The organism is Ruegeria sp. H4 (assembly GCF_056533065.1).
In genome coordinates, this window is the sequence record NZ_JBQFOC010000006.1 from 23275 (window position 1) to 49284 (window position 26010).

The window sequence follows — 26010 nt, forward strand, 5'->3', positions numbered from 1 at the left end:
TTGTCGATTGGTCCTGTCTCGCCCCTCTCCGCGTTCGCCACGGGGCAGGTTTTAGAGACGACGCCCTTTCAGGGCTCGGCTCAAAACCAGCACCAAAGGGGATCAACCCCAGAGGTCGCACCACAAAAGGAGAGACGGTTTTGGACATTGAAAAGACAAAAGACATCGACACTGACACCAGCCTGCAGGCGGCAGAGATTGCGACCCAGAATGACCTATTTCGGAAAGCGCTGATCGATCCGACTGCGGCAATCGAGATGCATTCTAAGGGAATTCAGGGTCAGGTATTTGTCACGCCCGGCGTGTCAGGTGAAGGGATGGAGTTCCAGACTGCAGCTTTGGCAGCGGTGGCGTCGGATGACCAGTTTGACGAGGGCAATGACCCCTATGGCGATCACACCTTTGGGGCGGTGACAGTCCGTGACCAGAAGCTGTTCTGGAAGATCGATCTTTACGACACGGACTACACGTATGGGTCCGACCGGCCGTTTGACACGTCAGTGACGCGCCGCGTTCTGACCATCATGTGCCCCAGCGAATACTGATCTCAATCCCAAACCGGAAAGGAGGTGAACACCATGAGCAATGAAATCTTGCAGCAACGTATCGCAGAAGCGTGGGCGCTAATCAGGAAGGGCGACAATTTCCACATCGCGCGCCGCTTCCTGATCCAACACGCAGCCATCTAAACGGCTCCGCTCTACCCCGGAAGGGGTAGGGCACCCTTAACACGATCTCAAACACTCAAACAAGGATTTGCCCCATGAGCAAAGTCGAAACATTCACCGCACCGGAAACCATCGAAACCGTATCCCTGTCCGATCTCTACCTGTCTGACATCAACCCACGACAGGAGGTTGGTGAGGAAGGTATTGCACTTCTGGCCGACAGTTTGGTTATGTGTGGCTTGATCCAGAACCTCAGCGGGTTGCGCGATACCGATGGCAAAGTCGCAATCGTTGCCGGTGGTCGCCGCCTACGGGCTCTGAACATCGCCGTGACTGAGCGCGCTGATCTGGCACAGGTTCCCGTTAAGGTCACGGACAATCCCTTCGTGGCTGAGCAATGGGCCAATGCGGAGAACACCGCCCGTGAAGAACTGGACCCTGTGGACGAGGTCCGTGCTTATGGCAAAATGGCCGAGAAATCTCTGTCTATTGCCAAGATCAGCAATGCGTTTGGCGTGACCGAATCCCATGTGCGCCGCCGCCTCGCGCTTGCCAGTCTGCCCGCCGCCGTTCTGGATGCGCTCAAAGCCGGTGAGATCAGCATGGGGCTGGCCAAGGCCATGACCGTCAGCACCGAAGAAGAGAAAATTCTGGAGGTTCTGGAACGGGCCAAAGAATGTCGGTGGTTCAGTGAGCATGATGTCAAACAGGCACTGACGTCGGAGGCTGTTAGCAGCACTAGCCGCAAGGCCGTATTTGTCGGGCAGAAGGCTTATGTTGAGGCGGGCGGCACCGTCACCGCTGATCTGTTTGCCGATGAAACCCTATTCAATGAAGGCGCGTTACTGGATCGTCTGTTTGCCGAGAAACTGGCGGTAGAAGCGGAAAAACTGCGCGACGCGGAAGGCTGGGACTGGGTGGACACCCATGAGGAAAGCTACATTCCCTATGGGTTCTCGGGTACGAAAGACATGCACCGTTTGGACATGGTGAGCCGGGACTTCACCGAAGGACAGGCCGAACGGTATGACGAACTTGCCGAACTCTATGAGGGTGAGGCTCTGGACGCGGATGGTGAAAAGGAGCTGGCCGCGCTTGAGGACTATACGGCGCCGTTCTATTCTGACGCGCAGCGCAAGCTGTCCGGCGTGTTTGTCTATGTCACCAACAATGGCGAGATCAAAACATCCCCGGCCTATGTCGCGGCGGAACATGTTCAGGCTGCCATTGAGGCTGGTGTTCTGGCCCCGGTCAAAGAACCGGAGATCAAGGAAGAACCAAAACCAGTTTATTCGCAGAAGTTCATCGACGACATGGTGGCGATCCGGCTGGCAGCGGTTCAAACGGCCCTGCTGGACAAGCCTGATTATGTGTTGAGCCTGTTTGCTTTCTTTGCCACCCCGGCCTCCGGTCTGAGCAGCAATCTGTTTGGGTTTGGCTATGGTGGTGCCGAGCGGAACACACCCGAGATCGATGACCAGTTCATCCTCGACCCGCGTCTTGGCGGAGAACGGGATGAAGCGGCACAGGCAGCCTATGACCAGTTCCACGAGATTGCCGCACAAGGCAGCGTGGAAGCGTTCAAAGCGTTTCGCGATCTGGGCAAGAAGACCCGCAATGGTGAGATCACGGGTTTTCTGGCCCGGCGGTTTCTGACCCAACGCCCGGAGTTCATGGCGGAGATCGAGGCTGAGATCGAGGCTGACATGCGCGCGATCTGGACCCCTTCGGCTGAAAACTGCTTCAAGCGTCTGAAAGGCTGGCAGCTGGATGATCTCTACAAAGACCTGCTGGACCTGCACATCGACGCCGACATGTTCAAAGCCTTCGCGAAATCCAAAAAGGGTGCCAAGAACGAGGCGCTGCACAAGCTCTTCAATGATCCAGAGCATCAAAAGGCACTGGGCGTGACCGAGGCACAGAAAGCCCGGATCGATGCATGGGTGCCGGATTGCTTCTGAAACTGGCAGGGCAGGGCGCAACGCGCCCTGCTTTTCAGCAATGATTTTTGATTTTAGTTCAATGGTATAGGTTGTTTTGACTTGAAAGGTTGTAGCCTGTAGGCTACATATAGGTATGATAGAAATTCGTAAGACGGACCTGTTCGACAAGTGGCTCAAGGGCCTGAAGGACCAAAGGGCGAGAGCCAGGATCTTGGTTCGCATCACGCGGTTGAGCCTGGGCAATCCCGGTGATGTGAAACCGGTTGGTGAAGGTGTGAGTGAACTGCGTATCTCCGAAGGGAAGGGGTATCGCGTTTACTATGTGTCGCGCGGTGACGTTTTGATCGTTTTGCTGTGCGGGGGAGACAAGTCATCCCAGCAAGCCGACATCAAAACCGCCAAGGCGATGGCAAGAGAGTTGGAGTGAAAAACATGGGTGTCAAAACAACGAAGTTTGAAGCGGCTGACTATCTGGACAGCCCGGAAGCCATTCAAGCCTATCTTGAAGCGGCTTTTGAAACCAGCGACACGGCGCTGATCGCGTCGGCACTTGGCGATGTTGCCAAGGCCAAAGGTATGTCGAGTGTGGCCGACAAATCTGGTCTGTCTCGGGAAAGCCTCTACCGCGCACTTAGCGAAAATGGCAATCCCGAGTTTGGCACGGTGCTGAAAGTGCTGAGCGCTGTGGGTGTGACGCTCACCCCGAAAATGCACGTGAATTAACCCACTTTAAAGGCTATCCACCATGTCCACCGATGCAGCTCCGTCTACGGTTGAAAAAGCCGCCCGCCGCGTCTGGAAATCCGCGCAGATGTTCGTCGGGTTTCATACAGACCAGAAGGGCAAGCCGCGCACACAGCCGAAGCTCTGGCCGCCAAAAAACGGGAGCGCGTCGATCCATGGTGATCCCAGCGCGCAGGAGGCCATCGTGGTCGTCAAAGCCGCTGATCCGGACGAGGTACAGGACGTGCAGATCAAGCTGCACCCAAACCGCATTGTTGTGCGCCGCGATGCAGATGCCTGGTGGCAGGGTGTCGCTGTAGATGAGCATACCGTGACGGTCCGAATGGCCGACAACACGATCATCGAAATCCGCCATGACGGATCGGTGAAGCGGCGCTCGGCAGAGGACGAAACCCATGTTGAAGCAGATGGCAGCATCTTCAAGTTCACGGAATTTGCCGAGGCGCATATGACGGGTGACGGGGTGGAAATGACCCGCCGCACAGAGGATCGCATTGCCACGATCACAGCTGACGGTGTTGTCGATCGCGCGCGCAAGCGTTAGCCTGTAAAGAATACCTCCAGATTTTCCTTTGGTTAAACTCGTGGCCCGCTTCGGTGGGCCTTTTTCTTGGCGTACTCATCACTGTATCTGCCCGTGCGCCGGTCTCGCCCCGCGACAGCGCTTGAGAGAGTTCTTGCGGATTACCGGGGCGTCCTACCGAACCCGCCAATCCAAATTGAGTCCGGCTGTTTACCTGATCCGCACAAGCACGGACCAGGGCCGGACCGTCCGGTCTTTGGCCTCCGCCAGTTGGATAGGGCGGTTTGCACCGTCCGTCATTCTTCATCCTTTGCGACGACGGTCATACCGACCCAGAAGGGCAACCCCCAACTTAGAACTGAGCGCCGCGCCTGTGTCGGATCGAGGTGATGTTGCCGCCATCAAAGACATCGTTTTGTTCAGATGTTCCGCGCGCAGCGATCCCAGAAAGCCTTGCCTTTCACCAGGTCTGACAGTTTCAAGTACGTTGCCGGAGAAGATCCTCGGCTGCGGTGTTTCTGAAGGGATGAACATAAGCGGGCAGTCGGGGAAGACGCGCGGCGCCCGGGCCGGGCGCCGCGCTTCAACAAGGAATGTCCCCTGCGCCTGCGGCGCATTCCGCGCGGATCAAATTCCCTGCTGACATCCCCTTGATGCCCGCTTTTCCCTTGTTCATCGAAACACGCCATAGCGAGGATCAAACAATGGCAACTCAAACTCTGAAACTGAGCGTCAAGACCGGTGAAAAAGAAGGCAAGACATTCTGGGATCGATGCGGGGTGCTCTTCGTCAATACCGATGAGACCGGCACCATCACCTCGATCCAGGTCAAGCACAGCATGTTCCCTGGCGTTGAGATGGTGGCCTTCCCGAAGCGCACCGATGACGATCCCGTCACCGAATGACGGGAGGGCAGGGCGGCGCAAGCCCCCCTTTCTTCTGCTCCGGCCGCAGGCCGGACCACATATGCGCCACAGGTGGCGCGCGGTCCTAAGACCGGGCAGGGGTGCCGACCTGCCCCAATGCGGCAGCAGACAACCCTGCCACACCCGCCGCGAAAGCGGCGGGACATTGAGCGCGCTGAGGCGCGCGGAAAATGCCATACTGACCTTGAACGTGCCGGTATGTGACGGGCGCTGTTCGGGCAGCTCCCGCTTTGCGTGATTGCCCTGCGCCGGTCCACCGGCACCCACGCCTGCTGGCTGGAAAAGGGGCAGGACCCTTTTCCCGGCGTGGAGATTGCCTCCAAGAGCAAAACTGTTCCGGGGGCAATTTGAGAAAATACGGATTTCTAAAATCACCCCCGGTTTCCTCTTGGAGAGTATGACAGGATAAGGTAGTTGTGTTACAAGTCATAAAAACAACCAGAGGTATACATTGAGCAAGCCCGGCGACACCACTGTCTTTTCCGTTCGATTGCCGTCAGATGCGTTGGTGCGTTTGGAGGAGGCCGTGCAGTCGCTTGGGGCCAAGAGCCGCAACCAGATCATCCAACGACTGATCTATCGTCTGATCGGGTATCTCGATCCTGACCCGGCCGTTGTCGATCTCTGGCAGACGCACTTGCGGCAGGTTCAGGGTGGATACACCAACCTCAATCAGCTCGCAAAATCGGCCAAACGCGGTTCGGTGATCTGGACCGATGACGACCGGCGCGATGTCGAAAACCTCCATCGTGCGATCATCCAGCACCGGCAAGACCTGAAGGCGCTGATCACCGCGGCCCGCCGAAACCGAGAGCCAGACTCCGCCATTCGCCGAATCTTGCGCGACGATGAGAGGACATCTGAAGCATGAACGTCGCGGCTCACAATTTGACGGCAGGGGACTTTCTGGAGCTAGCCTTCCGGGAAGCGCAGAAGGGTATCGATCGGTCCAAGCAGATCAGCCAGCAGCTGCAAACCGCCAAGCGCATGAAGTTCATGATCTCGCGGGCCTCATCCATCAAGGCGCGGCTTGGTGCTGTGGTTGGAAAGCCCGAGGCGGTTGTGAAACACGTCCGCAAAGGTGGGGTGAAAAAAGCGCATGAGCTGCGCCGCCAGATCAATTACCTGACCGTCAGGGCAGAGGGCGTGTTGGACATCCGCGACAATGGTGTGACCCCGCTCGATGCCGATCAGGTGAGTGATCTGATCGAGACCTGGGCCGAGGATTTCAACGGGAAAACCAACTATGGTTATACCCGTCACATGATCGTTTCTTTTCCCGAAGGCACCTATCCGGATGCCGCGCATGAGGCCGGTTTGGACTTCGCGGATCGCCTGTTTGGGAGCGGTGATTTTGGCGATACCTGGGACTATCTGACCGTGTTCCACAACGACACTGACAACCCCCATGTCCACATCGTTGTGAATAACCGAGGCGTGGAACATGGGCAGTGGTTGGCTATGGGTATGAGCAGCGACATGAACATCGACGTTCAGCGCTCTATCCAGGTTGAGGTTGCCGAAGGATACGGAATTGAGCTGACCGCAACGACCCGCCTTGAGCGCGGTTTGCGGCAGGAAGTTGAGACCGACACGTGGAAGGTTCAGGCCGGACTGTCTGTTGTTGAAAGCACTCCGGAGGTTGAAGTTACGGCCCGCGACATGGCCGGTGATGTGATGACACTCTCCATCGCAAGAATGTCGGATCTGTTTGATGAGCGCGCCAACGCTGTCAAAGACCGGATCGAAGAGTTTGCCATCCAACTCGTTGAAAGTGAGGAACCTATGGTATCGAGAATGGAACATCTGCTGGATCAAGCCCATCATTTTGATGATTACGGCGAGCCAGGAGACCCGTCTTATGTGTCGCCCGAAGTCATGAGCAACTTGCGGCGACACATCGAATTAGGCGGTTCTGAGGAAACAATCGCACCCGAGCTGAAGGCTCAGGTTGTTGCCCATATCAGCGACGTTCGGGACAACGAACAGAGCCATCCGTATCTGTCTGCCCTTGCTGATATTGTCGATGACAAGGCGTTCCAGTCGTCCGCTGATTATGCCCCGGCAGCACGCCGGTACGAGGTCTATATACAGGACACCTTGGGCAAGGGGGCCTATGAGGACTTCCAGACTCAGACCAAAGAATTGCTGCAATCCATCGACAAGATGGAAGGGCTGGCCCGTGAGGTTGACGACCCTCATCTGCGTGTCGCTATGGATATTCAAATTGGCGAGTTGAAGGGCGACGTTGCGGACCTGCGCACCAACGATCCGGACCTTCAAGCCTTCATCATCGAGGACCGCCGCTATTCAACGATGATGGGAATGGGCACTGCCGAAATGGATGTCTTGGATTATTCAGAGGCCGGCAAGTGGGCAGCGATCCGCAAAGAAGTCACCGACACGGCCAGCAGCTACGGCCTCGATGGCGAGGCGTTCGTTGCCCGCTTTGGCGATCATCAGAACGTCACCCTGGGTACAACAATGGGATGGCGCAGCGACGACATTTCGACCGCCGCGGCCCACTTCCAGGCGCAAGGATTACCCGACAGCCACGACCGCGCTGAGGCCGTTGTTGACGAGCTGCACCAGCTTGCGTCTTCCAGGATCATCGCAATCTCAGAAGAACTTTCAGACGTTCACGCCCACGCAACGCACCCGCTCTTGCAGGGGCGCGGTGACGATGACGGGCACAGCTTGTAAGGACTTTAACCGGTCTGCCTGATGCGCGCGCCAACGCCCCAGGCAGACCCATCACAGAGTTTTCCATCAACTCGCAAAGGAAAAACTATGGTTTCGCGTACAGACTATCTTTTGAACGAAGTCGAACACTTCGCACCCTATTCCAGATTTGATCAATCCGCCCCGCGTGAAGATCGCGTTTCAGAGCAGATCGACATCATCAGGAAAGAACAGCAGGCGATGGGCTTTGATCGTGCAGCCATCGCCTCAAACAGCTTCGACATCGAGGACCAGGCCAACCGCCGTGTTGACGAACATACTGCGCAACAAGATCTGGTCGAAGAATTCAAAATCGAATTTGAAGCTGCGGAGCGGTCAGGGGAGCCGGTTGATCTGAACGATATGCAGGCTTTGGTTTCTCAGCACATGAGTGATGCTCAGGAATACGATCTGTATCACCCTTACTATTCGTCCCTTGCGGATCTGAGTGGTGACAAGGATTTTCAGGAGTCCGACGACTACCAGTCGCCCGGTGATCGCTATGTTCAGTATATGCAATCCGCTTTGGGGGAGGCCATCTTTGAGAACTACGAGCAGCAGACCAAGGACATCGTGAACTCCATCGAGAACATGGAGGCTCTTGCACGAGAGGTCGAAGATCCACACTTGCGTGCCGCAATGGACGTTCAGATCGGGGAGTTGAAAGGCGATGTTGCCGAACTGCGCCCATATGACACCGACCTGCAGGCATACACTTTGGCTGATGACAGCTACACCACATCCATGAATGCGGCCGAGTTGGACAACCTGGACCCCACGGAAGCCGAAAAATGGCTGGCTGTGCGTGATGACATTGTGGCGACCGCGCACAGCTTCGGTCTCGACGGAAGCAAGTTCCTGGCCCGCTACAACGATCATGACAGCGTTTCAATCGGCACAACGGCGACTTGGAAAGACGCGGACATTTCCACCGCTGCCGCCCATTTCAACAGCCAAGGCGTTCCGGACAGCTACGAGCGCGCGGAGGCCGTTGTTGGTGAGCTGCACCAAGTTTCATCCAGCAAGATTGCCGCCGTGGTGCAAGAGATTGCCCATACCCGCGAACAGGCTACCCACGTCCATGAGTATGATGGACACAGTCTTTAACCACGGAGGACATGATAGATGATTGTTCGCGCCGGTGAATGTGTTGCCGGGAACAGCGAGACCACCGGGTTGGAGTAATGTGGGGTCTGTTCCGATTGGGACGGACTCTTGTCCTTGGACATTCCGGGCATTCGCTGCACCACGTTTGAATAGGCAAGAAGCGGACAAAACAGTCTTTCGCTGGGACTAAAGCAATGTCCGCTCATAGTTTAGTGATCGTGGTGACAGAGTTTATGATCGGCAAGAGACGCGAGCACATAGCAGTTCTCTGACACTCCTTCGTCATCACAGCCCTTCGAAATCCGAACCAGCTCTTTTTCAAGAGCCCGTAGTCGTTTGATCTTTGCTCTTACTTCGGAAAGTTGTGAGACGGCGATGTCCGTTGCGGCTTGGCATGAACGATCCGGGTGGCCTTGAAGCACAATCAATTCGGAGATCGCTTCAATTGAGAAACCAAGATCGCGTGCATGCTTGATGAAACTGAGACGCTCTAGCCCTGCCACATCGTAGCGCCGTTGGTTGCCTTCGGTGCGTTCTGGTGCGGCAAGCAGGCCCATTTCCTCATAGTAGCGGATAGTCGGAACTTTGACCTTCGTGCGCTTGGAAAGCTCCCCGATAGAAAACATGAAAATACCTCTTGAACCTCTAGTAACTAGAGACACTACACTATGGTCACGACAGATACAAAAAGGGCTTCCCAATGTCAGCATGTTGCGGACACAACGCCAAATTCGACGGCGTATCAGACGACTACAAAAGGAGGCTGTGGATTGTCATTGCTCTGAACGCGGTGATGTTCGTCGTCGAGATGACTGCCGGTCACTATGCAAAGTCTCAGGCACTTCAGGCCGACGCTCTAGACTTCCTTGGGGATGCTTTGACCTACGGTATCTCGCTGGCAGTGATCGGGGCTTCAATCCGTGCACGCACCAATGCCGCTCTGGCGAAAGGGGTGAGCTTGCTGCTGATGGGTCTTTGGGTGTTTGGATCGACCGTGTACCGGGTGTTCTATGTCGGAGTGCCGGAGGCCGAGATCATGGGCATCGTTGGCTTTTTCGCTCTTATGACCAATCTCGCAAGTGTTCTCTTGCTCGTCCGTTACAAGGACGGCGATGCAAATGTGCGCTCTGTCTGGCTATGTTCGCGTAATGACGCCATTGGCAATGTGGCCGTTATGTTTGCAGCTTTAGGCGTCTGGGGCACAGCTAGCGGTTGGCCTGACCTGATTGTTGCGGCGGTCATGGCAACGTTGTTTCTTTCCTCTGCTTTCCAGATCGTGCGCCAAGCGCTCGCCGAGCGTCGGGAAGTTGGCGAACATGAGCATGTTTGACGTGGATTATGACCTTTGATCTCGAATGATACGAAATCGGCTCAATTTAGTTGGAAATACCAAGGACTCTCGCCATGAACCTGAAACGCCGCCAAGTACTGACTTACGCCGCTGGCTTTGCCAGCACAGTACCATTTGCCGCGTTTGCGCAAGACACGCCTTCCGTCCGTGTTCTCAAGGATCCGAACTGCGGCTGTTGCCAGGTTTGGATCGACATCCTGCGGCAGGAAGGCTTTCGCATTACCGAGGAGCGCAGCTTTGGAACACAGCTTGTCCGCCACAAATTGGACAACGGCATTCCCGAAGAAATGATGTCCTGCCACACAGGCGAGATCGATGGCTATATGATCGAGGGGCATGTGCCGGTTGCAGACATTCGTCGTCTGCTGGAGGAGCAACCCAGTGCTGTTGGACTTGCTGTTCCTGGCATGCCCTACGGTTCCCCTGGGATGGGGCCGGAAGATCGTCGTGAGGCCTACGACGTGTTTTTGATCCTCAAGGACGGTAGCACCGAGGTGTTCAAGAGTTACGAAGCGGCCTGAGGCGACGTTCATCGAGCGGAAACAGTAAGGAGGAGAAGATGACGAAGCTTGGATTACGCACTCTTACCTTAAGCGTTCTGTCTATCACCATTGCTACAGTGGGTTGCGCACAACAACAACGAGGAGATTGGTGGGGTCACGGGCCAATGGGATCTAACCACATGAGGTCTGAGCACATGCGTGGTTGGGGGCACGGCAATATGGGGCCTGGCCAGCAGCAGCGCATGCAACGACATTGGACGTATATGAACGAGGACGTGCCCGCAGCCTACCGCGGGGCTCGGAGCACCATTCGTGCAACGCCCGAGAATGTTTCGGAGGGCAAGACGCTATATACGGAAAACTGCGCAAGCTGTCATGGAGCTGAGGGTTTGGGCGATGGTGAAGCCGGACGTTCGCTCGCGCCCTCTCCCGCTCTCCTACGATGGTTCGTTCAGATGCCGATGTCGGGGGACGAGTACCTTCTTTGGGCAATTTCCGAGGGCGGCGAACGCTTCGGAACAGACATGCCAGCCTTCAAGGAAGCGCTGAGCGAAGAAGACCTTTGGAAGATCATCGTTTATATGCGTGCGGGGTTCCCTTGATCTGTCGTCAATCTGTTGGTTTTTGATGAGTGTTTTTGCTGTCGATACTATGACGACAATTCTCAGCAGGCATAAAGCTGACAATGCGCCATTCTAGTAAGCTTCACGGAAGCGGACATATATGTAAGTCGCAGCACGAGCAGGTTAGGGCTCTCTCCTGCCGTTCTCTGCATATTGAAGTAAGGTCCGGTTCGGCCGCGTCCTGTTACCCCCGTCAAGTGAAGGCGCTACTTTCAGCCCGTTTGGCTTTCATTTTCTCCATCGCCATATCTTTCGCTGACCGACTTTTCCGCTTTGCGACCGTGCGCTGCGCATCAAATGCCGCCTGAAGTTCCTGGTCTTTTTCAGAAACCTCTTTCACCGGGGCAGGGGCCGGATTCGCATCCGCCAGAGCCTTTGCCGTGTCCCTGGCCTGTTCTTCAGCAAGATCCAGATGTGTACCTTTGATCTTTGGAGCATCACCCCCAAGGAACTGCATGAAATAGGGATCTTCGAAGTATCGGATCTTGTTTGCAATCACCGGCATCTTGCCTTCGCGGATCAGCACAACTTCATTTTCAGGCAATCGGCCAACGTGTTCGGGCCGGAGCAGGCGAATGCCTTCTTCACGCTCTGATATGCTGCCCATTTCCATCTTGCCGAGTGCTCGAGACTTCGACTTGCTTATGACCGTTTTGTCCCCGATGGACCTGGACACATGTTCGCGTACTTCGGAATCCTCTGAGGCGGCAAACATCTGGGTTCCAGCGTTTGCCAGCATCGCCCGCACACCCTCGTGCCCATAAATGTCCTGTAGGCGCGACAGTGTTTGCGAAATCACCACGAGCCTGCCCCCGAACGATCGCATGGTGTCATAGGCTTCAACAACGCGCTCAAGATGGCCGAGGCGTTGGAACTCATCGAGCAGCATCAAAACCTTGAACGGCTCATCTTCGCCCGGCTCAACAGTTTCGATGGTGTTCACCAGATCGAGGAAGAACAGGCGAATGAGCGTCCGGAACTCTTTGACCTTTTTCCCTGGCACGGAAAAGTAGATCGAGCTGGGGCGCCGACGCAGATCTTCAAAGTTGATGTCATTGCCCTGCGTGGCTCTTGCTACCGACGGGTTGCGCCAGAGCTGCAGGCCGGAGTTCAACATAACCGAAATCGTTGACCGCAGGATTTTGGATTCTTCGGCTGCAAGATTCAGAAACTCATCTGCAGCTCGCGCATATCCAACTTCTTCAGCCATTTTCTCATAGTCCTTTTGCTTGGTCGTTTTGACCAGGCGCAGGACTTCGGAAATGTATGGCCGCTTTCTTTTGATCGCCAGCATCGCCATTGCGCAGAACATGCCTTCAACACCACCCATAAAGCCCTGCGCGGACGAGCTGGGCGTGTCGAACATCTGAGTTGCAACCTGAATCACTTCTTCCCATCGCCGGTCCAGATTGTCGGCACGTGCTGCGCGGCGCAGAGGGTTGTAGCTGTGGCTTTTGTCGGGGTTCTCGGGGTCGAACACAAAAACCTCATCGCCCATTGCTGCCCGACGCGCGCCGGTTGTCTGGAAAATCTCGCCCTTGATGTCCAGGACGACGCAAGACCCATTGAAACGCAGGACATTCGGGATCACAAAGCCGCTGGTTTTGCCCGAACCAGACGGGGCAATGAACATCGCGTGCGGCTTTTGGACACCGGGGCCGGGCTTATAGTAGATCGCGTTTTTGTCCTTTGGCTCACCAAATTTGGCAAACACGATTTCACTATCCAATTTGTCTTTGAGCTTCAGAACCGACGCATAGCCTTCCTGGACGAGCTGAGGGGCCTTTGCAAAGGTCGCATCACCGTATTTCGTTGAGGGACCACGCAGCGCAGCCGCCACAAATGCAAAGGTCAAAACACCCACTGCGACCACCGCCACCAGACCCATGATCTGCTGCGTCTCTGCAGGCTGTGCCATGAACTTCTCTGGGATCGCCCAGATGTCCAGCCCGCGAAAGCCTCTGGTGTTGATGTATTCGAGCGCCAGCCCGACCACCAACACCGCGCAAGCCGAGGTAGCGATAAAGCCCATAGTACCGGCTATCGCGACCTTCTTGCCTTTGGGTAGATCCTGAAACTCAGCCATCGGTCAGCTCGCGTTTGAAGAAGCACACGATGCCAAATTCTGCACGTGCGACACCAACCATTTCCCAACCTTCTTTGCCCAGCTTTGCGAATTTCTCGCTGGCGTCGTCGCATTCCGAAAAAGGCACGTCTCGGTACTCGAATTTCTTCATCTTTGTACTCCTTCAATTCAGTTGTTCAGCAGTCATCAGAGGCGGGAAGATCACGCCGTTGACCTTCCGTTCGTCCCCGATTTTCTTCATGTGAACGATCATGTGAATGGTGGCCCGGATGTCATCGACCACTTCTGACTTTTGAACGGTCGGAGATCCGCGACGCACCATTTTGCTCATCCGTCCAATGGCATCTACGGGCGAGTTCGCGTGCATGGTGCAGACAGATCCATCGTGGCCGGTGTTCACCAGTTCCAAGAACATATTCGCGTCGTCGCCTCGGATTTCACCGCAGACGAGGCGGTCAGGCCGGAGGCGAAGCGCCGATTCCAGCAGCTTTGTTGGTGATCGAGGGCCATCTTCTTCGGAACGGTCGGCAAGCAGATCGACAGAATTGGGTTGCTCGATGTCCAACTCGGCCACTTCTTGAATCGTCACGATCCGTTCGCCCGGATCGACGCGCTTCAGCATTGCATTGAGGACAGTGGTTTTGCCGGACGAGGTGCCCCCGGCAATGATCACGTTCCATTTGCTAAGCATTGCAAGGTCGGCCAGCTCGTCAAAGTTCATTGTTCCGTCAGCGAGAACAGCCCGAGCATTTTCAAGCGCGCTATGATCGTTGTTTTCTGCCAACGCCGCCTCTTTGCTGGCGAAGCTGAACGCGCCCAGATCGACGTTTTTCACGCGCAGGAGACGGATCGCAACGGACCCCACGCCGGTTGTTGCTGGCGGAATCACGACCTGAACCCGCGCTTTACCCTGCTGTGTCGGCACGTTGGCCGTCGCAATCGGCTTCTTTTCTCCGAATGTTACATCGCTGAAACCGGCCACGCAGCGCCCGATGTTTTCTACATCGTCTCTGTTCAGAGTGATGTCTGTCCTGGTCATGTGCGTTGTGCCCATTTCTTCGACCCAGACCGATCCGTCAGGGTTCACAGAAATTTCGCTCAGGCTTTCATCGTGTAACAGATGCTCGATCTTGCCTGTATAGTATTCCAGAAGGCTATTCCCGTTCCGCCCGCTCATGTTCTTGTCCTTGGTAGAGCACTTTTTGGAACACTGGAGGTTGCCTTCGCTGCATCTCGGCTTTGCCTCGAACACGAAGGCATCCACATAAGATTCATTGCTTCCAAAAAGTGCTGAATTTGCTTCAAAAAAGGCCGCTACCGCACTCGATCATGCTGGCAGCGGCCGGAAAGACCGCTGAGGCGGTCGGCTCATTGGCTCGCTCTCAGAAGCTATCGAACACAACGTCGCGCTGCAGGATCGCGTTGATACGACTGCCCTGATCGACAAAGATTGTCGGAGTGATGCGCAGGTATTCATCAAGCGCCGCTGCCGTGGCGTTCTGCAGGTTAGACCCCACTTGGGTTGCCAGATCCGTTCTGACCGAGTTGTTGCTGTCGCTGTCAGACACCAGCGCCACAGGGGCAATACCGATGATGGACAACAACGCAGCCGTGCCGAACCGCTTCCCAAAGTGTGTGTTCACCCTGCCGGTCGCGCCGGTGCGGCCCTGTCCGTCCGTGCCAACTGAGCCGATCTGAGCGGAAAGGCCATCCGGTGTAATGACACGGCTCCAAACAATCATGATGCGCGTTTGCGCCAATGTCGTATCCGCTCGATACTCGCCATAGAGCTTCGATCCACGAGGCAGAAGCAAACGTGTGCCGTCCATCGAGTAGACGCCGCGTGTGATCGTTGCCACGACACTACCGGGCAGTTCCGAGCTGACCGCCCCACCGAATAGCGCCGACAAGACCGTGCCTTGCGTTAAGGTGCGCGACGGATCGTCAATGATCGAGGCCCCGACGATGGGTGGATATTCTTCGACCAGATTGTTTTGCCATGTCGTATTCGGGTTTTCCTGATAGCCGCGCTGTTCTTCAGGTAAGCGGGTGTCGTCTGGCTGGACTTGAACCGGCTGCGGCGCAGCAGGGAAGGGTTGGAAAATGACCGGCTGCGATCCACCATTGATCGGCTGGTAGTTTTGACCGGGTGCTTCCTGTGCCATCGCGCTTGACGCCAAAGCAACCAGGGCGAGGGTGAGTGCTGTTCTGTTCATCGTCAGCTCCATTAGTTTCTGCCGTATGGGTTTTCATCGAACACGATGCCGTCTGACTGGTTCTGGCGCTCGCGCATCCGCTTGAGTTCTTCAAGCCTGCGCCGCTCATCATCAGTCAGACCCGTAGTCTGCAAGTGGCTCATACTGGCGAGCGCCCGGGCCTCTGCATCAGCAACCGCCTGGGCAAGCTCAGTCTGAAACTTTTTCTCGCGCTCATCATATCTGACCTGAAGGCGTTCATTGGTCAGGTTCAGCGTTGCGATTTCACCGTCTTTTTCTGACAGCGAAACTTTGGCGTCCGTCAGCTCGTCTTGCAGATCGGAAATCCGGCCATTCTGTTGCTCGATTGTTTTCAGGGCTTGTTTCAGCCCTTCGGAATCGACCTGCGGCACTGCTACCGGTGTTGCCACCGCAATTTCCTCGGGCAAAGCCTCTTGTTCCGGCTCATCGACCTCTGGTCCCCGTGCGGTCAAAAGCCCGTATCGCTCGCCACCGCCTTGTTGCAAAGCGTCAACGCGGACACCCGTGTTGGTGCTTTTGTTTTCGTCGCCCATGACAAACCATACAAAGCCCAGGAACACCGCCCCTGCGATTGCAACAGTTATCAGCTTCTTTGGGTCGAACTTCTTCCGGACACGTTGCGACGGCTGTTCAGCCGCCGCCCGTGCCGCAATTGTCTGATCGCGGTTCATTACTTGCTGCCCCCCGGTTTAACTGTCTGTGAAGTGACGGGCCGACCGCTCACACTTGCCTGCTGAAACGCGTCGCCATCGTTTCGTACACAGATCGAAGTGTCCTCGATGCGCAGTGTCCAAAGATCTGAAAGGCCTTGCACCTGGATAATGCCGCGCTCTTTGACTGTGGTGTTCACCATCAGCTCGCGGCCATCAGGCAGGACACGGAAGATCCCCGGCAACTCCGCATCCTGCGGGATCTGCATATAGGTGTGAACGCCATCGTCCCACACGGCAGTAGGCGCGAAGTCAGCTTTGCCCGAGCGCGAGTAGTTTTGGTTGACGAAGCGGCCTGTTGGTTTCGGTTCGCTGCGCGCTACCGTGCCACGGCGCGTTGTAGTCCCGCCGCTGTTGTTTTTGTTGTAGAACGTGACCCGGAACGGAACACGTTTGCGTTCGGCGGCGCTCTCGGCCGGAACCAGATAGAAGTTGTATGTGCCGCGATTGGTCAGGACAGTCAGGTTTGAATCCGAGTTCAGGATTTCCGGCTTGAACGCAATAACGCGACCTTCCTGAAGGCGAGTGATCTGAAAACTTTCAGTGTCGCCCGCACCAATGCTGCGGACGGTTTCGCCCTGCGGAAAGTGAACATAGGTAATCAGGCGTTCACCCACAGGGATGCGGTACACCTGGTTCTCGACGTAATGGAAATGCGTGATGCGGTGATCCGCGTTCTTTCCGTCCGGTGTCGGTGTGATTTCAGCGAGCAGAGGCGTAGAGAATGCCAAAACTGCTGCGGCGGTGGCGGTGAGTGTTTTGAAAGAACGCTGCATCAGATGTCTCCCATTGCGTCTACGCGATAGTTGGTGACGACGAAGCCGAATGGATTTTCCAAAAGTTCGTCCATCGACGTCACGATTTTTTCCTCAAACCCATAGGTCACTGTGACCACGTAGCGGGCTGAGGCCGTTGCTTGGTTTGGAACGATCAGGGACTTGCGGATCTCGACCTGCACCGTCGCATCGTTGACCGGCGACACGCCCAGAATTTCGGTCTGCACCTTTGTCTTGGGCGTATAGATTTCGTCCGGATGGTTGTCGTTCGACCCGTCCCACAGTTCGCGGTAGGACGTTTCGGCCAGCTCATCAGAACGACGCAGCACCGATTTCAGGCGCTCGTTGTTGTCCTGGACATCATAGGTTTCCCGGTCGCGCACATAATTTGCGACTTCACGGAAGGCCATCGCCTCAGAAGGTTCCAGTTCTTCGACTTTTTCAGTCAGCAGGACCGGCAGTTTCGTGTCCGGATCAATGGAGAATGGCACCGCGCGGATTTCCTTCAAGGGAAGGAGCATCGCCCAACCAATCATAGAGGCCACGCCCATTGCCATGCCGACCATGCCGAATACCTGCCATTTGAAGGCATCGCGGCGTGCACCCAGAAAGAGTTCTTTTTCGTGATCTGTCACGTGTGACATCAGCTCAATACCTCGATTTAGGAAGATTTATTGACGCGAGCTTGTCGAATGCTCTGCCGGTAACGGTCAGCGGCGTAGCTCTGTCGAGCCGCCCCATCCTGATTGCGGGCTCTGTGTGCAATGTCCCGACGCGCTTGCATCGCGCGCGAGGCGCTGTCACGAACACCTGTCCCATCGCGGGCTGCGGAGGCCATCGCGGCGGCGGTTTTCCCACCGGCTACTGCACCCCTTGCGCCGTCGCTTGCAGTGCCCAATGCACTTCTTGCGGCAGCGACGGCACCAGTTGCCACGGCAAGACCCGAGGATGCCGAAACGATTGCACCCGACATTCCGCCCGCGAGCGATGGGATCTGCGTGAGCATCACGATTGACACAATGCAGATCGCCAAAAACCGGCCACTGGCCTCCATATTGTTCACATCCTCAACAGCGGTCAGTTCTGAGCTGAAAAGGGCCTGAATAAGAGAAACAATACCTGTCAGAACGACGATGACCATGATCAGGCCAACAGTCGTTTTCGCCCAGGCTGCGAAGATATTGGCTGTTGCTGAGCTGAGCAGCGTTGCGATGAAAACAGGCGCTAGTCCCAGCAGGACCGCCAGACCGCCTTTTGCGATCAGCGCCATGCCGGTGCCAAAAGCTACGATGACAGCCCCAACAACCCAGAGAATAGCCCCGGTGATGCTCAGGCCCCAGGTCGCGTTTTCAATGGCCTGCTGGCCCATCAAGAAACACTGAAGCGCAATGTCATCGAGTGCTTCCCAGACATTTGTTGTGCCGGTCAATTCTCCGGCAATCGTGTCTGGGAGGCTCGAAATGCCCTGATAAATGGGCTGAAAGAAGCTCCAGCTGGAAGCCATACCAATGATGATCGTCGCCCGAATGATCCAGCCGACATAGCCACCAAACCCGATTTCCCGGATTTGAAGCACACCGTTGATCAGCATTGCCACGAAGATCAGCGCGGCTATTGCCCAGAGGGCGGATGCAAGATCCGCCGCCAGGCTGTTGTATGCTTGCTGCGAGAAGTTATTAAGCGCAGCCTCAATCGAGCTGACGAAATCTTGGATCACGGCCCACAAGCCTCCTCAATTGCAGGGCGCAGAGCTTCCAGACGGGTCCGTTGCTCTTTTTTAAGCGCGGCAAGATTGTCGGACGGTTGGGTCCAAAACTCGTCTTGGTCAGCTCCGACCTTTTGGGCCGCGTCCTCACGGCTCAAACCACCCAGCGGACATTCGGTGCTGTAGGTCTCGCCAGACTTGCGCAGATTACATTGCTCGATGGTGGCCTCGTGCGCTGCTATGACCTGTTCATTCAGGATCACCACCGACCAGTTGGTCACAAGAGGCTGCTTGTCTGCGGATTGGCCCGCTTCGGCCATGCGCGCTTGATCGTCTTTGACGAATTGACGACCGTACTCACTCGCGCCCGAGTACCCAAGGCACTTACGATATTCATCGAACGGCATATCGACCTTGGGTGACGGGCGCAGCTTCACCTGTGCCGATGCAGCACCCGACATAACGACGGCGGCTGCAATGGTCAGGATGAGAGTTGAGCGGAGTTTCATTGTGAGGTTCCTCGTACATAGTTGCTGAGTGTCGAAAGATCAGCAGCGGTTGCAGCCAGATCCGTGCCCGACGCCAGAGCATTAGCCGAGGTTGCGCGCAAGATTTCAATTTCAACTTGCAGGAGTTTCAGGAGAACCGCCGTGTTATAGTCGATTGCATCCTTCAGATCTTCTTGCTGACCGATTTCACCGCGCAGTTTTTCAGCATCTTCGGAGAGCTGACCGGCCATGTCATAGCCATTCTCACCCAACGCCGACGCCATCAGGCCCGCACCACCACGCTCAGACAGGATGCGGCGAGCCTGCACATCCGATCCGCTGAAGTCGGACAAGATGCCATCGTTCAGGCCGAGGTTGATTGATCGACGTTCCATTGCCTGCGCAGCGACATCGGGCAGGCCGGAGATACCGCCCTCCGCTGCATCCAGTGCGTAGCCGAGCGTGTCAGCAGCAGTCGCCAGTTTCAAAAAGCTGCGGCTGTTGAACTCATCCAGATCTGTCAAACCGCTGATGGTTTTGAAGGAGTTTTCGAGCAATGCCCGCTGTTGTTCCAGTTTCTCGTACTGTTCCAGCAATTGCTCGTACTGGCGGACCATTTCAGCGATTTCTTTGGCCGAATTGGCGGCGTCCTGCGTGATGGATGCAGAGTCCACCACCGGAACACCCTGGGCCGATGCCATGACGGGCAGGGCGGCCAGAACTGAAACAGCAATGGTTGTGCGGAATTTCTTTGAAATATTCATCAGACAAGCTCCAAGTTTTCAGGGGGGGTCATGCGCTCAAAGTCGCAGGCGCATTTGCTGCGATAGCCCGAATAGGTGCTGGTGCAGGCTGAGACAGCGGCCAGAACTACAAGGGCGATTACAAGGCGGGTTTTCATGTGATTTCCTTCCAGAAGTTGGGGTTTTTTCGCCAGTCAGGATCAGGGAACGATTTTCCGTCTGATCCGCTCAGAACACGGAGAAGCGGGCCGAGAGCGCCGACATCGACATCGAGCCAAACACTCTCATCACCCTTTTTCATGAGCATTACGCGGTCGCCAAAATGCGCCCTCAGCGCGGCCAGCTCTGAATCGTTCAAGCCGATTGCCCGGTAGTCTGCTTCATTGCCGGATCGAGAGGGGAACAAGAGCTGCGTGCTGGTGTTTTCCAGGATCGACTTACTTGCCGCCGACGACAGGAGGTGATCGGGGATCTGCGTCATCATCATCATCATGACGTTCAGCTTCCGATACGTGGTGTAGGCATTTATGAGAATGCCAGCGCCATAAGGGTTGCCAGCAATTACCCATGCTTCATCAATCACAAAGACAGTGGGTATCTTGGTGGCGCAGCGGCGTTCGATCTGGCGCATGACGTAGCTGATCCATGCCAGCCGCACCAACTCGTCATCCAGAACCTCGGAAATGTCGAAAACAAGATGACGGGCGCCAGCAGCAAACGGATCTGAGCCACCCTCGCCAAACATCCAGGACAAGCGGCCTTCGCCAGCCCATTCACTTGCACGCTTGTACAGGTTCTTGTCATCGTCAAAGGCTCTGAACCGTTCCACCAATGAATCGAAGTTCTGAAGCGCAGGCGGCAAAGTGGCATTCGCTTGGCAAGCCCGCGTGATTTCATCCTTTTGATCGGTGGTCAGTGGTTCGTCATAGCTCAACAGGGCAATGACCCAATTGGCGAGCCAGCTTTGCCCAGCCTCATCCGTCTCGGTCTGAAACGGGTTCATGCCGGTTGGTTCACCAACTCGGACGCGGGTGTACTGTGCGCCGAGCGCACGCATGGGGGCCTCCATCGCCCGGTCTTTGTCAAAAGCGATGATCCGCGCGCCCTGTGCAACCGCCGTTGTCGCCAGCAGCATCGCGGTCACAGTTTTACCCGATCCGTTCGGCCCCAGAACGATTGTGTGGCCGGAGGGCAGGTTTTCAGCGTCTTTGCTGGTCTTGGGAAGGTGCAGCGAAACATCGTAGCTGTCCCCGTGCGTTGTCGGCAAAGTCGCCAATGGCCCCGGCCAGGGCAGCTTTTCCGCATCCAACCCTTTAGGGCGCATGTGGAACGCAACCATGTCCGCAAAGTTCTGGTCCGTGATCAGTTCTTCACGAGGACGGAATGCGAAGTTGCCGGGGTGCTGCGCGAAGTACACCGACCGCGCCGACATCGCTTCGCGTTTGACCGTGCCGCCCGAAATCTGGATTTCACCGATGATGTGTTTTTCGGCGGTTTTCAGATCTTCCTCGTTCCCAAACACACAGATCGACAGGTGGTGCTTGCCGAGTGACATGGTGCCGGAGGCAATGCCGTCCGCCAGAATGGACAAATCTTCTTCAAGCGACTTCGCTTTGTCGCCTGCCGAGCGCATTTGTCCCGACTTGCGGCGTTCCATTTCCTGCGCCTGGGCGCGGCTGATCGGCAGGAAGGATTGCGAAATCACAACATCAACCGGCAGGTCCAGCCCGTCGAAAATGCCGGGGAACGAAGCCATCGGGTAATTCTTCAGGGAATAGACACGGATGGAGCGTTCCTGATCGTCGCCCGTGACCAGTTTGCCGGTCTTGCCCTGAAACAGCACATCCTCTTGCGGCATGTTGAAGGCGATGGGTTCTGCAATGTTCGTGTGAATGATCGGCTGATACCGACCGTTCAACAGCATTCCATAATAGCCGAGCCAACGCCCCTCGCTGAGCTTCAGCCGGCGCACCCGGCTTTCGCCCAGCGTGCCCGCCAGTGTTGTGAAAACACCGTCGAGCTGTTCGATCATTTCGCGGCGTTCCTCGTCTATCGTTCCAGACGACATGCCGAACATCTGTTTTGCCCGCTCATCCTGCCGCTTTTGCAGAATGGCGCTGATGATGATCTTGCGTTCTTTCAGCTCTGCATCGACGGAAGCTGAGCGCATGGCCTGTGCCACTGCACCGGCAAAGCCGGTTGGATCTGTGATGACATGACCCGTCTCAGCCGGGACGGTCAGTCGATGAACGTAGAATGCCACCTCATTGGGTGTTGTGCGCAACACACGCTCAAACCGTTCGGCCAGGAACTCGAACTCGTTTTCGTCCAGCGTGTTTGCATTGATTCCGGTGATTTCTGCAGCGGCGATAAGGCCACCGTTGCGTGTGGAAATAACCTCATCGTCCACGACATAGCCATAAGGCAACATCTGAAAGAGGCTCATTTCATCCTTGCGCCAGCTCGGCTCGATCAACGAGCGGGCAAGGGTCCACAAATCCTGTGCAGCAGGCTTAGGCACTATAGTAATCTCCCCCATGATGCTGGCGGTTTTTGGTGCGCGGAGTTTTGGAAAGGGTTACGGACAGGACGCGGAAGAAAGCCGGTTCCCATTCGTAAAAGAGGCGAAGCCCGGTGTAGAAAACAAAACCCGCAATGATTGCTGGCGCTATCCCGAACATGAAGAACGAAAGCATGGTCATCCCGAGGATCACCAGCAGATAGATCACGGGTAGGCCGCCCCATTCTGCGGGGCGGCTCAGGCCGCGAAAGACCGTATTGCGGCGCGGCATCAATCAGCCTCCGATGAATGTATCAGCGAGGCCGATAACAGCGCCGACGACGATAGCGATTACCGGGCCTTTCAACGAACCCCAGCCGAACACATAGGCGAGACAGCCCCAGATGAAGCCGACAGCGGCAAGGCTGACGCCAACGACCTTCGAGTCGGCCAGTGTTTCGTTGATGAAATCGCCAATGGCATCTTGCAGCCAGCCAGCGGAGGCGGGCGCTGCGGTGATGATGAACGCAGTGATCGCGAAAAACGCCATCTGCTGGTAGAAGTGGGTTCTTTTCATAGGTCTTTACTCACTTTGCTTAGGATGATCCGCACGTAGTTGCGGGTTTCGGTGAAGGGGGGGACGCCGCCGTATTCGACGACGCGGTGAGGCCCGGCGTTGTAGGCGGCAAGCGCCAGCTTCCAGGTTCCGAACTCGCGGTACTGCGCCGCCAAATAGCGGGCACCACCGTCGAGATTTTCTGCAGGGTTCTTTGGGTTCACGCCCAGGTCTTTCGCCGTTCCGGGCATGAGCTGTGCGAAGCCATAGGCACCCTTGGGCGACAGAGCATCAGCGCGATACCGGCTTTCCTGCCAGACCAGTGCCATGAACAACTCGGCCGGAATGTCGTGCCGTTTTGCCGCTGCATGGATTTCTTTGACGATCCGCTCTTGCGACCAGCCGCCCGAGGATCTGCGAGGCCGCGGTGCTTTGCCCGCAATCTCGATCTTTGCCTGCGGTTTGGGGGTTGGTGCTTCCGGCTTTTCATTAAGCGTGTATTCACGCATCCGGATTGGACGAACGACGCCATCAACGATTTCTGCGCGAATGCCGTTTAGATACACGCTTCCATCAGGTTCGTATTCAATGACCTGGGCACAGACATCCGTTCCGAAAGTCGCCGTCAAGAACGCCAACAACGGCCAAACGGCGTTGATCCGACATCTGTTATCGGTGAAGCTTTTGATGGAGCTGGTCACTAATTTGTCCTCCAAATTAGGTCAGTAGTTTTTACATAATTACTATTATGGGGTCGACTTCAGGTCATCTGAGCGGTGGGGAATCGGGTGCTGGGACACAGCACTGAACCTTCAGTGGCGCCGCAAAAGACCAATGTCTGGTTCGGATCTCTTAGTCAGATGTTTTGGCTGGAACGTTCGGATGTCCCGCGCGCCTCAATCGTCAGACAGCGCTAAGGGATCGGAGGTGCAGACGCGTTGTCTAGGTTTGCACCCATTGACTCTGTCGCGGTGCTGCCCAATCTAGGACCGGCATCTCGGACTACTGTTTTTACCATAGTACAGTTCTCTCTTGATGTTGGAGGAATGCCCGGATGGATTAAGGGCGTTTCTTGTCCTGTCGATTGTTGGCGCAATCGGCAGGACTGCTTATTGCTTAGTCGTTTCTCTCTGCTGTCATAAATCGTTGTTTTATCCTTTCTTTCAGCCGCACCAGGACTGGCGCTTGCCACCCGAGTACGGGCGCGCCAGACCTTCAGAAATCAGGATGGCCCCGACGTTCTGTCCAGACACGCGCCCAAGCGCCAAGAAGCGATCGTGGACGTCAAAGTGCAGCTCAATCTCAAGTTCAATTACGCCCGCGAAGTTGATGAGCTCCGTCAGCCGGTCCTTGGCTCGTAGACCCAAAGCTCTCTCAGCATCGCACTGAGCCCGGAATGTCTCAGGCGTATCAAACCCAATAAGCCGGTATCGGTCGTCACCATGGTCGATCGTGTCACCGTCAACGGCAATCACCTCGGATGCGCCGAGAGTCTTTGTTTTCCTAGCTGGTTCAATCCAAACTGCAGCAATGAACAAGGACGCGAGTGCAGCGCTGAGAAACAAGAGCCGTTTCATGCGCCCTGCCCCAGCATTTTGATGAGCCGGGTTCTCGAACGTGACCGATCAGGTTTTGGATTTCGCGTCCAGGGCCTGAGCTGCTTCGAGACCCTCTGGGGTAATCGACTCGATCGTATAGTCTGATTTGACGCAGAGAATGCGCCCATCACCAAATTCCTGATGATGCTTGAAGAGGCCCGGCCAAAGATCGAACTCTCTGGGCTCAGCGCCCGCTCGAGAGATCTTCGACTTGCACAAGGCCCCGACATAGTTCGGCGAGCTGTAAATGCAGTGGTACTTAGGTCGTCCAAGGGAAGCGAGTCCGATAAATTCGTAGCGGCATGTAAAGGGAACCTGATCCTCTTTCAGGCCCCGGACCATCTCGATGGTTACCACAGTGTATTGTCTCTTGTTGTCCGCCATGACGACCCCCTATGGGCCGTCTTCTACATCCAAAAGTTGTGGACTAAAACACAATCTACGTCAATATAAGAAAACCCGCCAATATACGATATTGGATTGTCAGAAATATATTGGCCGGATATTGCTTAGGCGATTCGCAAGCAGGAGAGACCATCTTGAAACACTCAAAATCCGGAAATCGAACTCGCGCGAAGGCCCTTGCAGTTGCACTCGCTGCACTGCCAGCCACGCAGGCTCGTGCCTATCCAATTGACTGTGCCATATTCCTTTGCCTCGCCGGGGGTTGGCCAAGTTCGGCTGATTGCGTCGCAGCCAAGGCGGAGTTCATTCGGCGCATCACACCCTACCCGGTCGAACCGCCGCTTCAACTCTGGCGCTGTCCGATGAATACGTCACACAGCCCCTCGGACTTGGGTCCTATGGAACGGTTGGAAGCCATCAAGCGCACCAGTGCTAGCCCAGTTCCAGAGCTTCCATCGGATGACACCGCTAAGCCAATACTGGTAGACGCAGCGATCTCGATAGGAAGGATCGATGCACATCACGGCCAATACGGTGACGGTTTCCAAGCCACCCCGATCAGCGTCGATCTTTCTTCTTCCGATTTCGACGTTGTGAGATCCATCAGGGTTTGGGATGTGCGCCACTACAGCTATCGCCGTCGTTCAAGGGAGGGAGATTGCGAGCGTTCGCTTGATCTTGTGGTTGGCACCTACGACGATAATACGAATTTTCGCTGGTCCGAGCGCGCTCCTGCCCCAATCCCTTACTGGCTGCCACTGGGCAATCGCTGTGAACCTCCCAGCTACTTCCGCGGCGTTGGCGTCGAGTGGACCGACACATTCGGGTTCAGCGACTACGAACTCATCCGATATTGAGGTGCTGACCTGCGGTACAACGCGTTGCTCCTGGCTATGCCACCAAAAATCGCCAGCTGCATTTTTAAACCAGGCCGATTGGCCCGGAGGAAAAACTTAATCCCAGAAACAAAAACCCCCGCAAGGCGGGGCCTCAGCGGGGATCTTCTTAAGTCACGTTTGATCACCTGATTTATAGGAAACTCCAAAATTACTGACAAGGACAAACGCATCTGTGCGAACGGTTTTTCTGTGTCTTTT

Annotated in this window: 31 protein-coding genes; 13 read left to right on the plus strand and 18 right to left on the minus strand. The window is 55.8% G+C overall.

Going from position 1 to position 26010, the window contains the following annotated elements:
* Window positions 1-140 precede the first annotated feature (140 nt).
* The 9 genes from ACR0KG_RS19835 (at window position 141) to ACR0KG_RS19875 (ending at window position 8632) form a co-directional block, all read left to right on the plus strand.
* Window positions 141-545: a DUF3768 domain-containing protein gene (locus ACR0KG_RS19835; RefSeq protein ID WP_152460664.1), complete on the plus strand. Its 405-nt coding sequence runs from the start codon at window positions 141-143 to the stop codon at window positions 543-545.
* Window positions 546-763: 218 nt separating this feature from the next.
* On the plus strand, window positions 764-2629 hold the full coding sequence (locus ACR0KG_RS19840; RefSeq protein WP_170417794.1) for a ParB/RepB/Spo0J family partition protein: 1866 nt from the start codon (window positions 764-766) through the stop codon (window positions 2627-2629).
* A gap of 115 nt (window positions 2630-2744) precedes the next feature.
* Window positions 2745-3038 carry a type II toxin-antitoxin system RelE/ParE family toxin gene (locus ACR0KG_RS19845; RefSeq protein ID WP_170417791.1) on the plus strand — a complete coding sequence of 98 codons (294 nt, stop codon included), beginning with the start codon at window positions 2745-2747 and terminating at the stop codon, window positions 3036-3038.
* A 5-nt stretch (window positions 3039-3043) separates the two neighbouring features.
* A complete protein-coding gene (locus ACR0KG_RS19850; RefSeq protein ID WP_152460667.1) occupies window positions 3044-3334 on the plus strand; it encodes an addiction module antidote protein in 291 nt (96 codons plus the stop codon).
* Between the two features lie 22 nt (window positions 3335-3356).
* The gene (locus ACR0KG_RS19855) at window positions 3357-3899 is read left to right on the plus strand and encodes a hypothetical protein (protein ID WP_170417788.1); all 543 of its coding nucleotides are present in this window, start codon (window positions 3357-3359) and stop codon (window positions 3897-3899) included.
* 683 nt (window positions 3900-4582) lie between these two features.
* A complete protein-coding gene (locus ACR0KG_RS19860; RefSeq protein ID WP_170417785.1) occupies window positions 4583-4783 on the plus strand; it encodes a hypothetical protein in 201 nt (66 codons plus the stop codon).
* Between the two features lie 472 nt (window positions 4784-5255).
* Window positions 5256-5675 carry a hypothetical protein gene (locus ACR0KG_RS19865; RefSeq protein WP_170417782.1) on the plus strand — a complete coding sequence of 140 codons (420 nt, stop codon included), beginning with the start codon at window positions 5256-5258 and terminating at the stop codon, window positions 5673-5675.
* Complete coding sequence (locus tag ACR0KG_RS19870; RefSeq protein WP_170417779.1) at window positions 5672-7507, plus strand: relaxase/mobilization nuclease domain-containing protein; 1836 nt, start codon at window positions 5672-5674, stop codon at window positions 7505-7507. The genes ACR0KG_RS19865 and ACR0KG_RS19870 overlap by 4 nt, the downstream gene beginning before the upstream one ends.
* Window positions 7508-7594: 87 nt before the next feature.
* Window positions 7595-8632 carry a hypothetical protein gene (locus ACR0KG_RS19875; RefSeq protein ID WP_170417776.1) on the plus strand — a complete coding sequence of 346 codons (1038 nt, stop codon included), beginning with the start codon at window positions 7595-7597 and terminating at the stop codon, window positions 8630-8632.
* Between the two features lie 209 nt (window positions 8633-8841).
* On the opposite strand, the gene ACR0KG_RS19880 is transcribed toward ACR0KG_RS19875, so the two are convergent.
* Entirely contained in the window at window positions 8842-9258 is a 417-nt protein-coding gene (locus ACR0KG_RS19880; RefSeq protein WP_170417773.1) for a MerR family transcriptional regulator, read from the minus strand.
* Window positions 9259-9332: 74 nt separating this feature from the next.
* On the opposite strand from ACR0KG_RS19880, the gene ACR0KG_RS19885 reads away from it, so the two are divergent.
* The 3 genes from ACR0KG_RS19885 to ACR0KG_RS19895 all read left to right on the plus strand — a co-directional run bounded on the left by ACR0KG_RS19885 (window position 9333) and on the right by ACR0KG_RS19895 (window position 11088).
* Window positions 9333-9962, plus strand: coding sequence for a cation efflux transmembrane domain-containing protein (locus ACR0KG_RS19885; protein ID WP_170417770.1), 630 nt, complete (start codon window positions 9333-9335; stop codon window positions 9960-9962).
* 74 nt (window positions 9963-10036) lie between these two features.
* The gene (locus ACR0KG_RS19890; protein ID WP_170417767.1) at window positions 10037-10504 is read left to right on the plus strand and encodes a DUF411 domain-containing protein; all 468 of its coding nucleotides are present in this window, start codon (window positions 10037-10039) and stop codon (window positions 10502-10504) included.
* A gap of 224 nt (window positions 10505-10728) precedes the next feature.
* On the plus strand, window positions 10729-11088 hold the full coding sequence (locus ACR0KG_RS19895; RefSeq protein WP_170418003.1) for a c-type cytochrome: 360 nt from the start codon (window positions 10729-10731) through the stop codon (window positions 11086-11088).
* Between the two features lie 214 nt (window positions 11089-11302).
* Here the strand turns inward: ACR0KG_RS19895 and ACR0KG_RS19900 are convergent, their stop codons facing one another.
* From ACR0KG_RS19900 to ACR0KG_RS19980, 17 genes are all read right to left on the minus strand, one after another.
* Window positions 11303-13195, minus strand: coding sequence for a type IV secretory system conjugative DNA transfer family protein (locus tag ACR0KG_RS19900; RefSeq protein ID WP_170418000.1), 1893 nt, complete (start codon window positions 13193-13195; stop codon window positions 11303-11305).
* On the minus strand, window positions 13188-13346 hold the full coding sequence (locus ACR0KG_RS19905; protein ID WP_170417997.1) for a hypothetical protein: 159 nt from the start codon (window positions 13344-13346) through the stop codon (window positions 13188-13190). Before ACR0KG_RS19905 ends, ACR0KG_RS19900 begins: the two co-directional genes overlap by 8 nt.
* A gap of 12 nt (window positions 13347-13358) precedes the next feature.
* Window positions 13359-14372, minus strand: coding sequence for an ATPase, T2SS/T4P/T4SS family (locus ACR0KG_RS19910; protein ID WP_170417994.1), 1014 nt, complete (start codon window positions 14370-14372; stop codon window positions 13359-13361).
* A gap of 205 nt (window positions 14373-14577) precedes the next feature.
* Window positions 14578-15411 (minus strand): TraB/TrbI/VirB10 family type IV secretion system protein, encoded by an 834-nt coding sequence (locus tag ACR0KG_RS19915; RefSeq protein WP_170417992.1) that lies wholly within the window; start codon window positions 15409-15411, stop codon window positions 14578-14580.
* An 11-nt stretch (window positions 15412-15422) separates the two neighbouring features.
* A complete protein-coding gene (locus ACR0KG_RS19920) occupies window positions 15423-16103 on the minus strand; it encodes a hypothetical protein (protein ID WP_170417989.1) in 681 nt (226 codons plus the stop codon).
* On the minus strand, window positions 16103-16918 hold the full coding sequence (locus tag ACR0KG_RS19925) for a TrbG/VirB9 family P-type conjugative transfer protein (RefSeq protein ID WP_170417985.1): 816 nt from the start codon (window positions 16916-16918) through the stop codon (window positions 16103-16105). The genes ACR0KG_RS19920 and ACR0KG_RS19925 overlap by 1 nt, the downstream gene beginning before the upstream one ends.
* On the minus strand, window positions 16918-17562 hold the full coding sequence (locus ACR0KG_RS19930) for a VirB8 family type IV secretion system protein (RefSeq protein ID WP_170417982.1): 645 nt from the start codon (window positions 17560-17562) through the stop codon (window positions 16918-16920). Before ACR0KG_RS19930 ends, ACR0KG_RS19925 begins: the two co-directional genes overlap by 1 nt.
* Window positions 17563-17579: 17 nt before the next feature.
* Window positions 17580-18635: a TrbL/VirB6 family protein gene (locus ACR0KG_RS19935; RefSeq protein ID WP_170417979.1), complete on the minus strand. Its 1056-nt coding sequence runs from the start codon at window positions 18633-18635 to the stop codon at window positions 17580-17582.
* Window positions 18632-19132: a hypothetical protein gene (locus ACR0KG_RS19940; protein WP_170417977.1), complete on the minus strand. Its 501-nt coding sequence runs from the start codon at window positions 19130-19132 to the stop codon at window positions 18632-18634. The genes ACR0KG_RS19935 and ACR0KG_RS19940 overlap by 4 nt, the downstream gene beginning before the upstream one ends.
* Window positions 19129-19875, minus strand: a complete 747-nt coding sequence (locus ACR0KG_RS19945) for a type IV secretion system protein (RefSeq protein WP_170417973.1) — start codon at window positions 19873-19875, stop codon at window positions 19129-19131. Before ACR0KG_RS19945 ends, ACR0KG_RS19940 begins: the two co-directional genes overlap by 4 nt.
* Complete coding sequence (locus ACR0KG_RS19950; RefSeq protein ID WP_170417970.1) at window positions 19875-20012, minus strand: hypothetical protein; 138 nt, start codon at window positions 20010-20012, stop codon at window positions 19875-19877. Before ACR0KG_RS19950 ends, ACR0KG_RS19945 begins: the two co-directional genes overlap by 1 nt.
* Complete coding sequence (locus ACR0KG_RS19955; protein ID WP_170417967.1) at window positions 20009-22375, minus strand: VirB4 family type IV secretion/conjugal transfer ATPase; 2367 nt, start codon at window positions 22373-22375, stop codon at window positions 20009-20011. The genes ACR0KG_RS19950 and ACR0KG_RS19955 overlap by 4 nt, the downstream gene beginning before the upstream one ends.
* On the minus strand, window positions 22368-22646 hold the full coding sequence (locus ACR0KG_RS19960; protein WP_152460684.1) for a VirB3 family type IV secretion system protein: 279 nt from the start codon (window positions 22644-22646) through the stop codon (window positions 22368-22370). The genes ACR0KG_RS19955 and ACR0KG_RS19960 overlap by 8 nt, the downstream gene beginning before the upstream one ends.
* A gap of 3 nt (window positions 22647-22649) precedes the next feature.
* Window positions 22650-22931, minus strand: a complete 282-nt coding sequence (locus tag ACR0KG_RS19965; RefSeq protein ID WP_152460685.1) for an HAD family hydrolase — start codon at window positions 22929-22931, stop codon at window positions 22650-22652.
* Window positions 22928-23611 (minus strand): lytic transglycosylase domain-containing protein, encoded by a 684-nt coding sequence (locus tag ACR0KG_RS19970; RefSeq protein ID WP_331252774.1) that lies wholly within the window; start codon window positions 23609-23611, stop codon window positions 22928-22930. The genes ACR0KG_RS19965 and ACR0KG_RS19970 overlap by 4 nt, the downstream gene beginning before the upstream one ends.
* A 462-nt stretch (window positions 23612-24073) precedes the next feature.
* Window positions 24074-24487, minus strand: a complete 414-nt coding sequence (locus tag ACR0KG_RS19975; protein WP_170417964.1) for a thermonuclease family protein — start codon at window positions 24485-24487, stop codon at window positions 24074-24076.
* Between the two features lie 48 nt (window positions 24488-24535).
* Window positions 24536-24892, minus strand: a complete 357-nt coding sequence (locus ACR0KG_RS19980; protein WP_142638830.1) for a hypothetical protein — start codon at window positions 24890-24892, stop codon at window positions 24536-24538.
* Between the two features lie 155 nt (window positions 24893-25047).
* Between ACR0KG_RS19980 and ACR0KG_RS19985 the strand changes: the two genes are divergently transcribed.
* Complete coding sequence (locus ACR0KG_RS19985; protein ID WP_170602107.1) at window positions 25048-25770, plus strand: hypothetical protein; 723 nt, start codon at window positions 25048-25050, stop codon at window positions 25768-25770.
* Window positions 25771-26010 lie beyond the last annotated feature (240 nt).

Bases quoted from the DNA above. Each gene is read 5' to 3' on its own strand.
- ACR0KG_RS19840 (WP_170417794.1), top strand. From the start codon at position 764: ATGAGCAAAGTCGAAACATTCACCGCACCGGAAACCATCGAAACCGTA.
- ACR0KG_RS19845 (WP_170417791.1), top strand. From the start codon at position 2,745: ATGATAGAAATTCGTAAGACGGACCTGTTCGACAAGTGGCTCAAGGGC.
- ACR0KG_RS19850 (WP_152460667.1), top strand. From the start codon at position 3,044: ATGGGTGTCAAAACAACGAAGTTTGAAGCGGCTGACTATCTGGACAGC.
- ACR0KG_RS19855 (WP_170417788.1), top strand. From the start codon at position 3,357: ATGTCCACCGATGCAGCTCCGTCTACGGTTGAAAAAGCCGCCCGCCGC.
- ACR0KG_RS19860 (WP_170417785.1), top strand. From the start codon at position 4,583: ATGGCAACTCAAACTCTGAAACTGAGCGTCAAGACCGGTGAAAAAGAA.
- ACR0KG_RS19870 (WP_170417779.1), top strand. From the start codon at position 5,672: ATGAACGTCGCGGCTCACAATTTGACGGCAGGGGACTTTCTGGAGCTA.
- ACR0KG_RS19875 (WP_170417776.1), top strand. From the start codon at position 7,595: ATGGTTTCGCGTACAGACTATCTTTTGAACGAAGTCGAACACTTCGCA.
- ACR0KG_RS19880 (WP_170417773.1), bottom strand. From the start codon at position 9,258: ATGTTTTCTATCGGGGAGCTTTCCAAGCGCACGAAGGTCAAAGTTCCG.
- ACR0KG_RS19885 (WP_170417770.1), top strand. From the start codon at position 9,333: ATGTCAGCATGTTGCGGACACAACGCCAAATTCGACGGCGTATCAGAC.
- ACR0KG_RS19890 (WP_170417767.1), top strand. From the start codon at position 10,037: ATGAACCTGAAACGCCGCCAAGTACTGACTTACGCCGCTGGCTTTGCC.
- ACR0KG_RS19895 (WP_170418003.1), top strand. From the start codon at position 10,729: ATGCAACGACATTGGACGTATATGAACGAGGACGTGCCCGCAGCCTAC.
- ACR0KG_RS19900 (WP_170418000.1), bottom strand. From the start codon at position 13,195: ATGGCTGAGTTTCAGGATCTACCCAAAGGCAAGAAGGTCGCGATAGCC.
- ACR0KG_RS19905 (WP_170417997.1), bottom strand. From the start codon at position 13,346: ATGAAGAAATTCGAGTACCGAGACGTGCCTTTTTCGGAATGCGACGAC.
- ACR0KG_RS19910 (WP_170417994.1), bottom strand. From the start codon at position 14,372: ATGAGCGGGCGGAACGGGAATAGCCTTCTGGAATACTATACAGGCAAG.
- ACR0KG_RS19915 (WP_170417992.1), bottom strand. From the start codon at position 15,411: ATGAACAGAACAGCACTCACCCTCGCCCTGGTTGCTTTGGCGTCAAGC.
- ACR0KG_RS19920 (WP_170417989.1), bottom strand. From the start codon at position 16,103: ATGAACCGCGATCAGACAATTGCGGCACGGGCGGCGGCTGAACAGCCG.
- ACR0KG_RS19925 (WP_170417985.1), bottom strand. From the start codon at position 16,918: ATGCAGCGTTCTTTCAAAACACTCACCGCCACCGCCGCAGCAGTTTTG.
- ACR0KG_RS19930 (WP_170417982.1), bottom strand. From the start codon at position 17,562: ATGTCACACGTGACAGATCACGAAAAAGAACTCTTTCTGGGTGCACGC.
- ACR0KG_RS19940 (WP_170417977.1), bottom strand. From the start codon at position 19,132: ATGAAACTCCGCTCAACTCTCATCCTGACCATTGCAGCCGCCGTCGTT.
- ACR0KG_RS19945 (WP_170417973.1), bottom strand. From the start codon at position 19,875: ATGAATATTTCAAAGAAATTCCGCACAACCATTGCTGTTTCAGTTCTG.
- ACR0KG_RS19950 (WP_170417970.1), bottom strand. From the start codon at position 20,012: ATGAAAACCCGCCTTGTAATCGCCCTTGTAGTTCTGGCCGCTGTCTCA.
- ACR0KG_RS19960 (WP_152460684.1), bottom strand. From the start codon at position 22,646: ATGCCGCGCCGCAATACGGTCTTTCGCGGCCTGAGCCGCCCCGCAGAA.
- ACR0KG_RS19965 (WP_152460685.1), bottom strand. From the start codon at position 22,931: ATGAAAAGAACCCACTTCTACCAGCAGATGGCGTTTTTCGCGATCACT.
- ACR0KG_RS19975 (WP_170417964.1), bottom strand. From the start codon at position 24,487: ATGAAACGGCTCTTGTTTCTCAGCGCTGCACTCGCGTCCTTGTTCATT.
- ACR0KG_RS19980 (WP_142638830.1), bottom strand. From the start codon at position 24,892: ATGGCGGACAACAAGAGACAATACACTGTGGTAACCATCGAGATGGTC.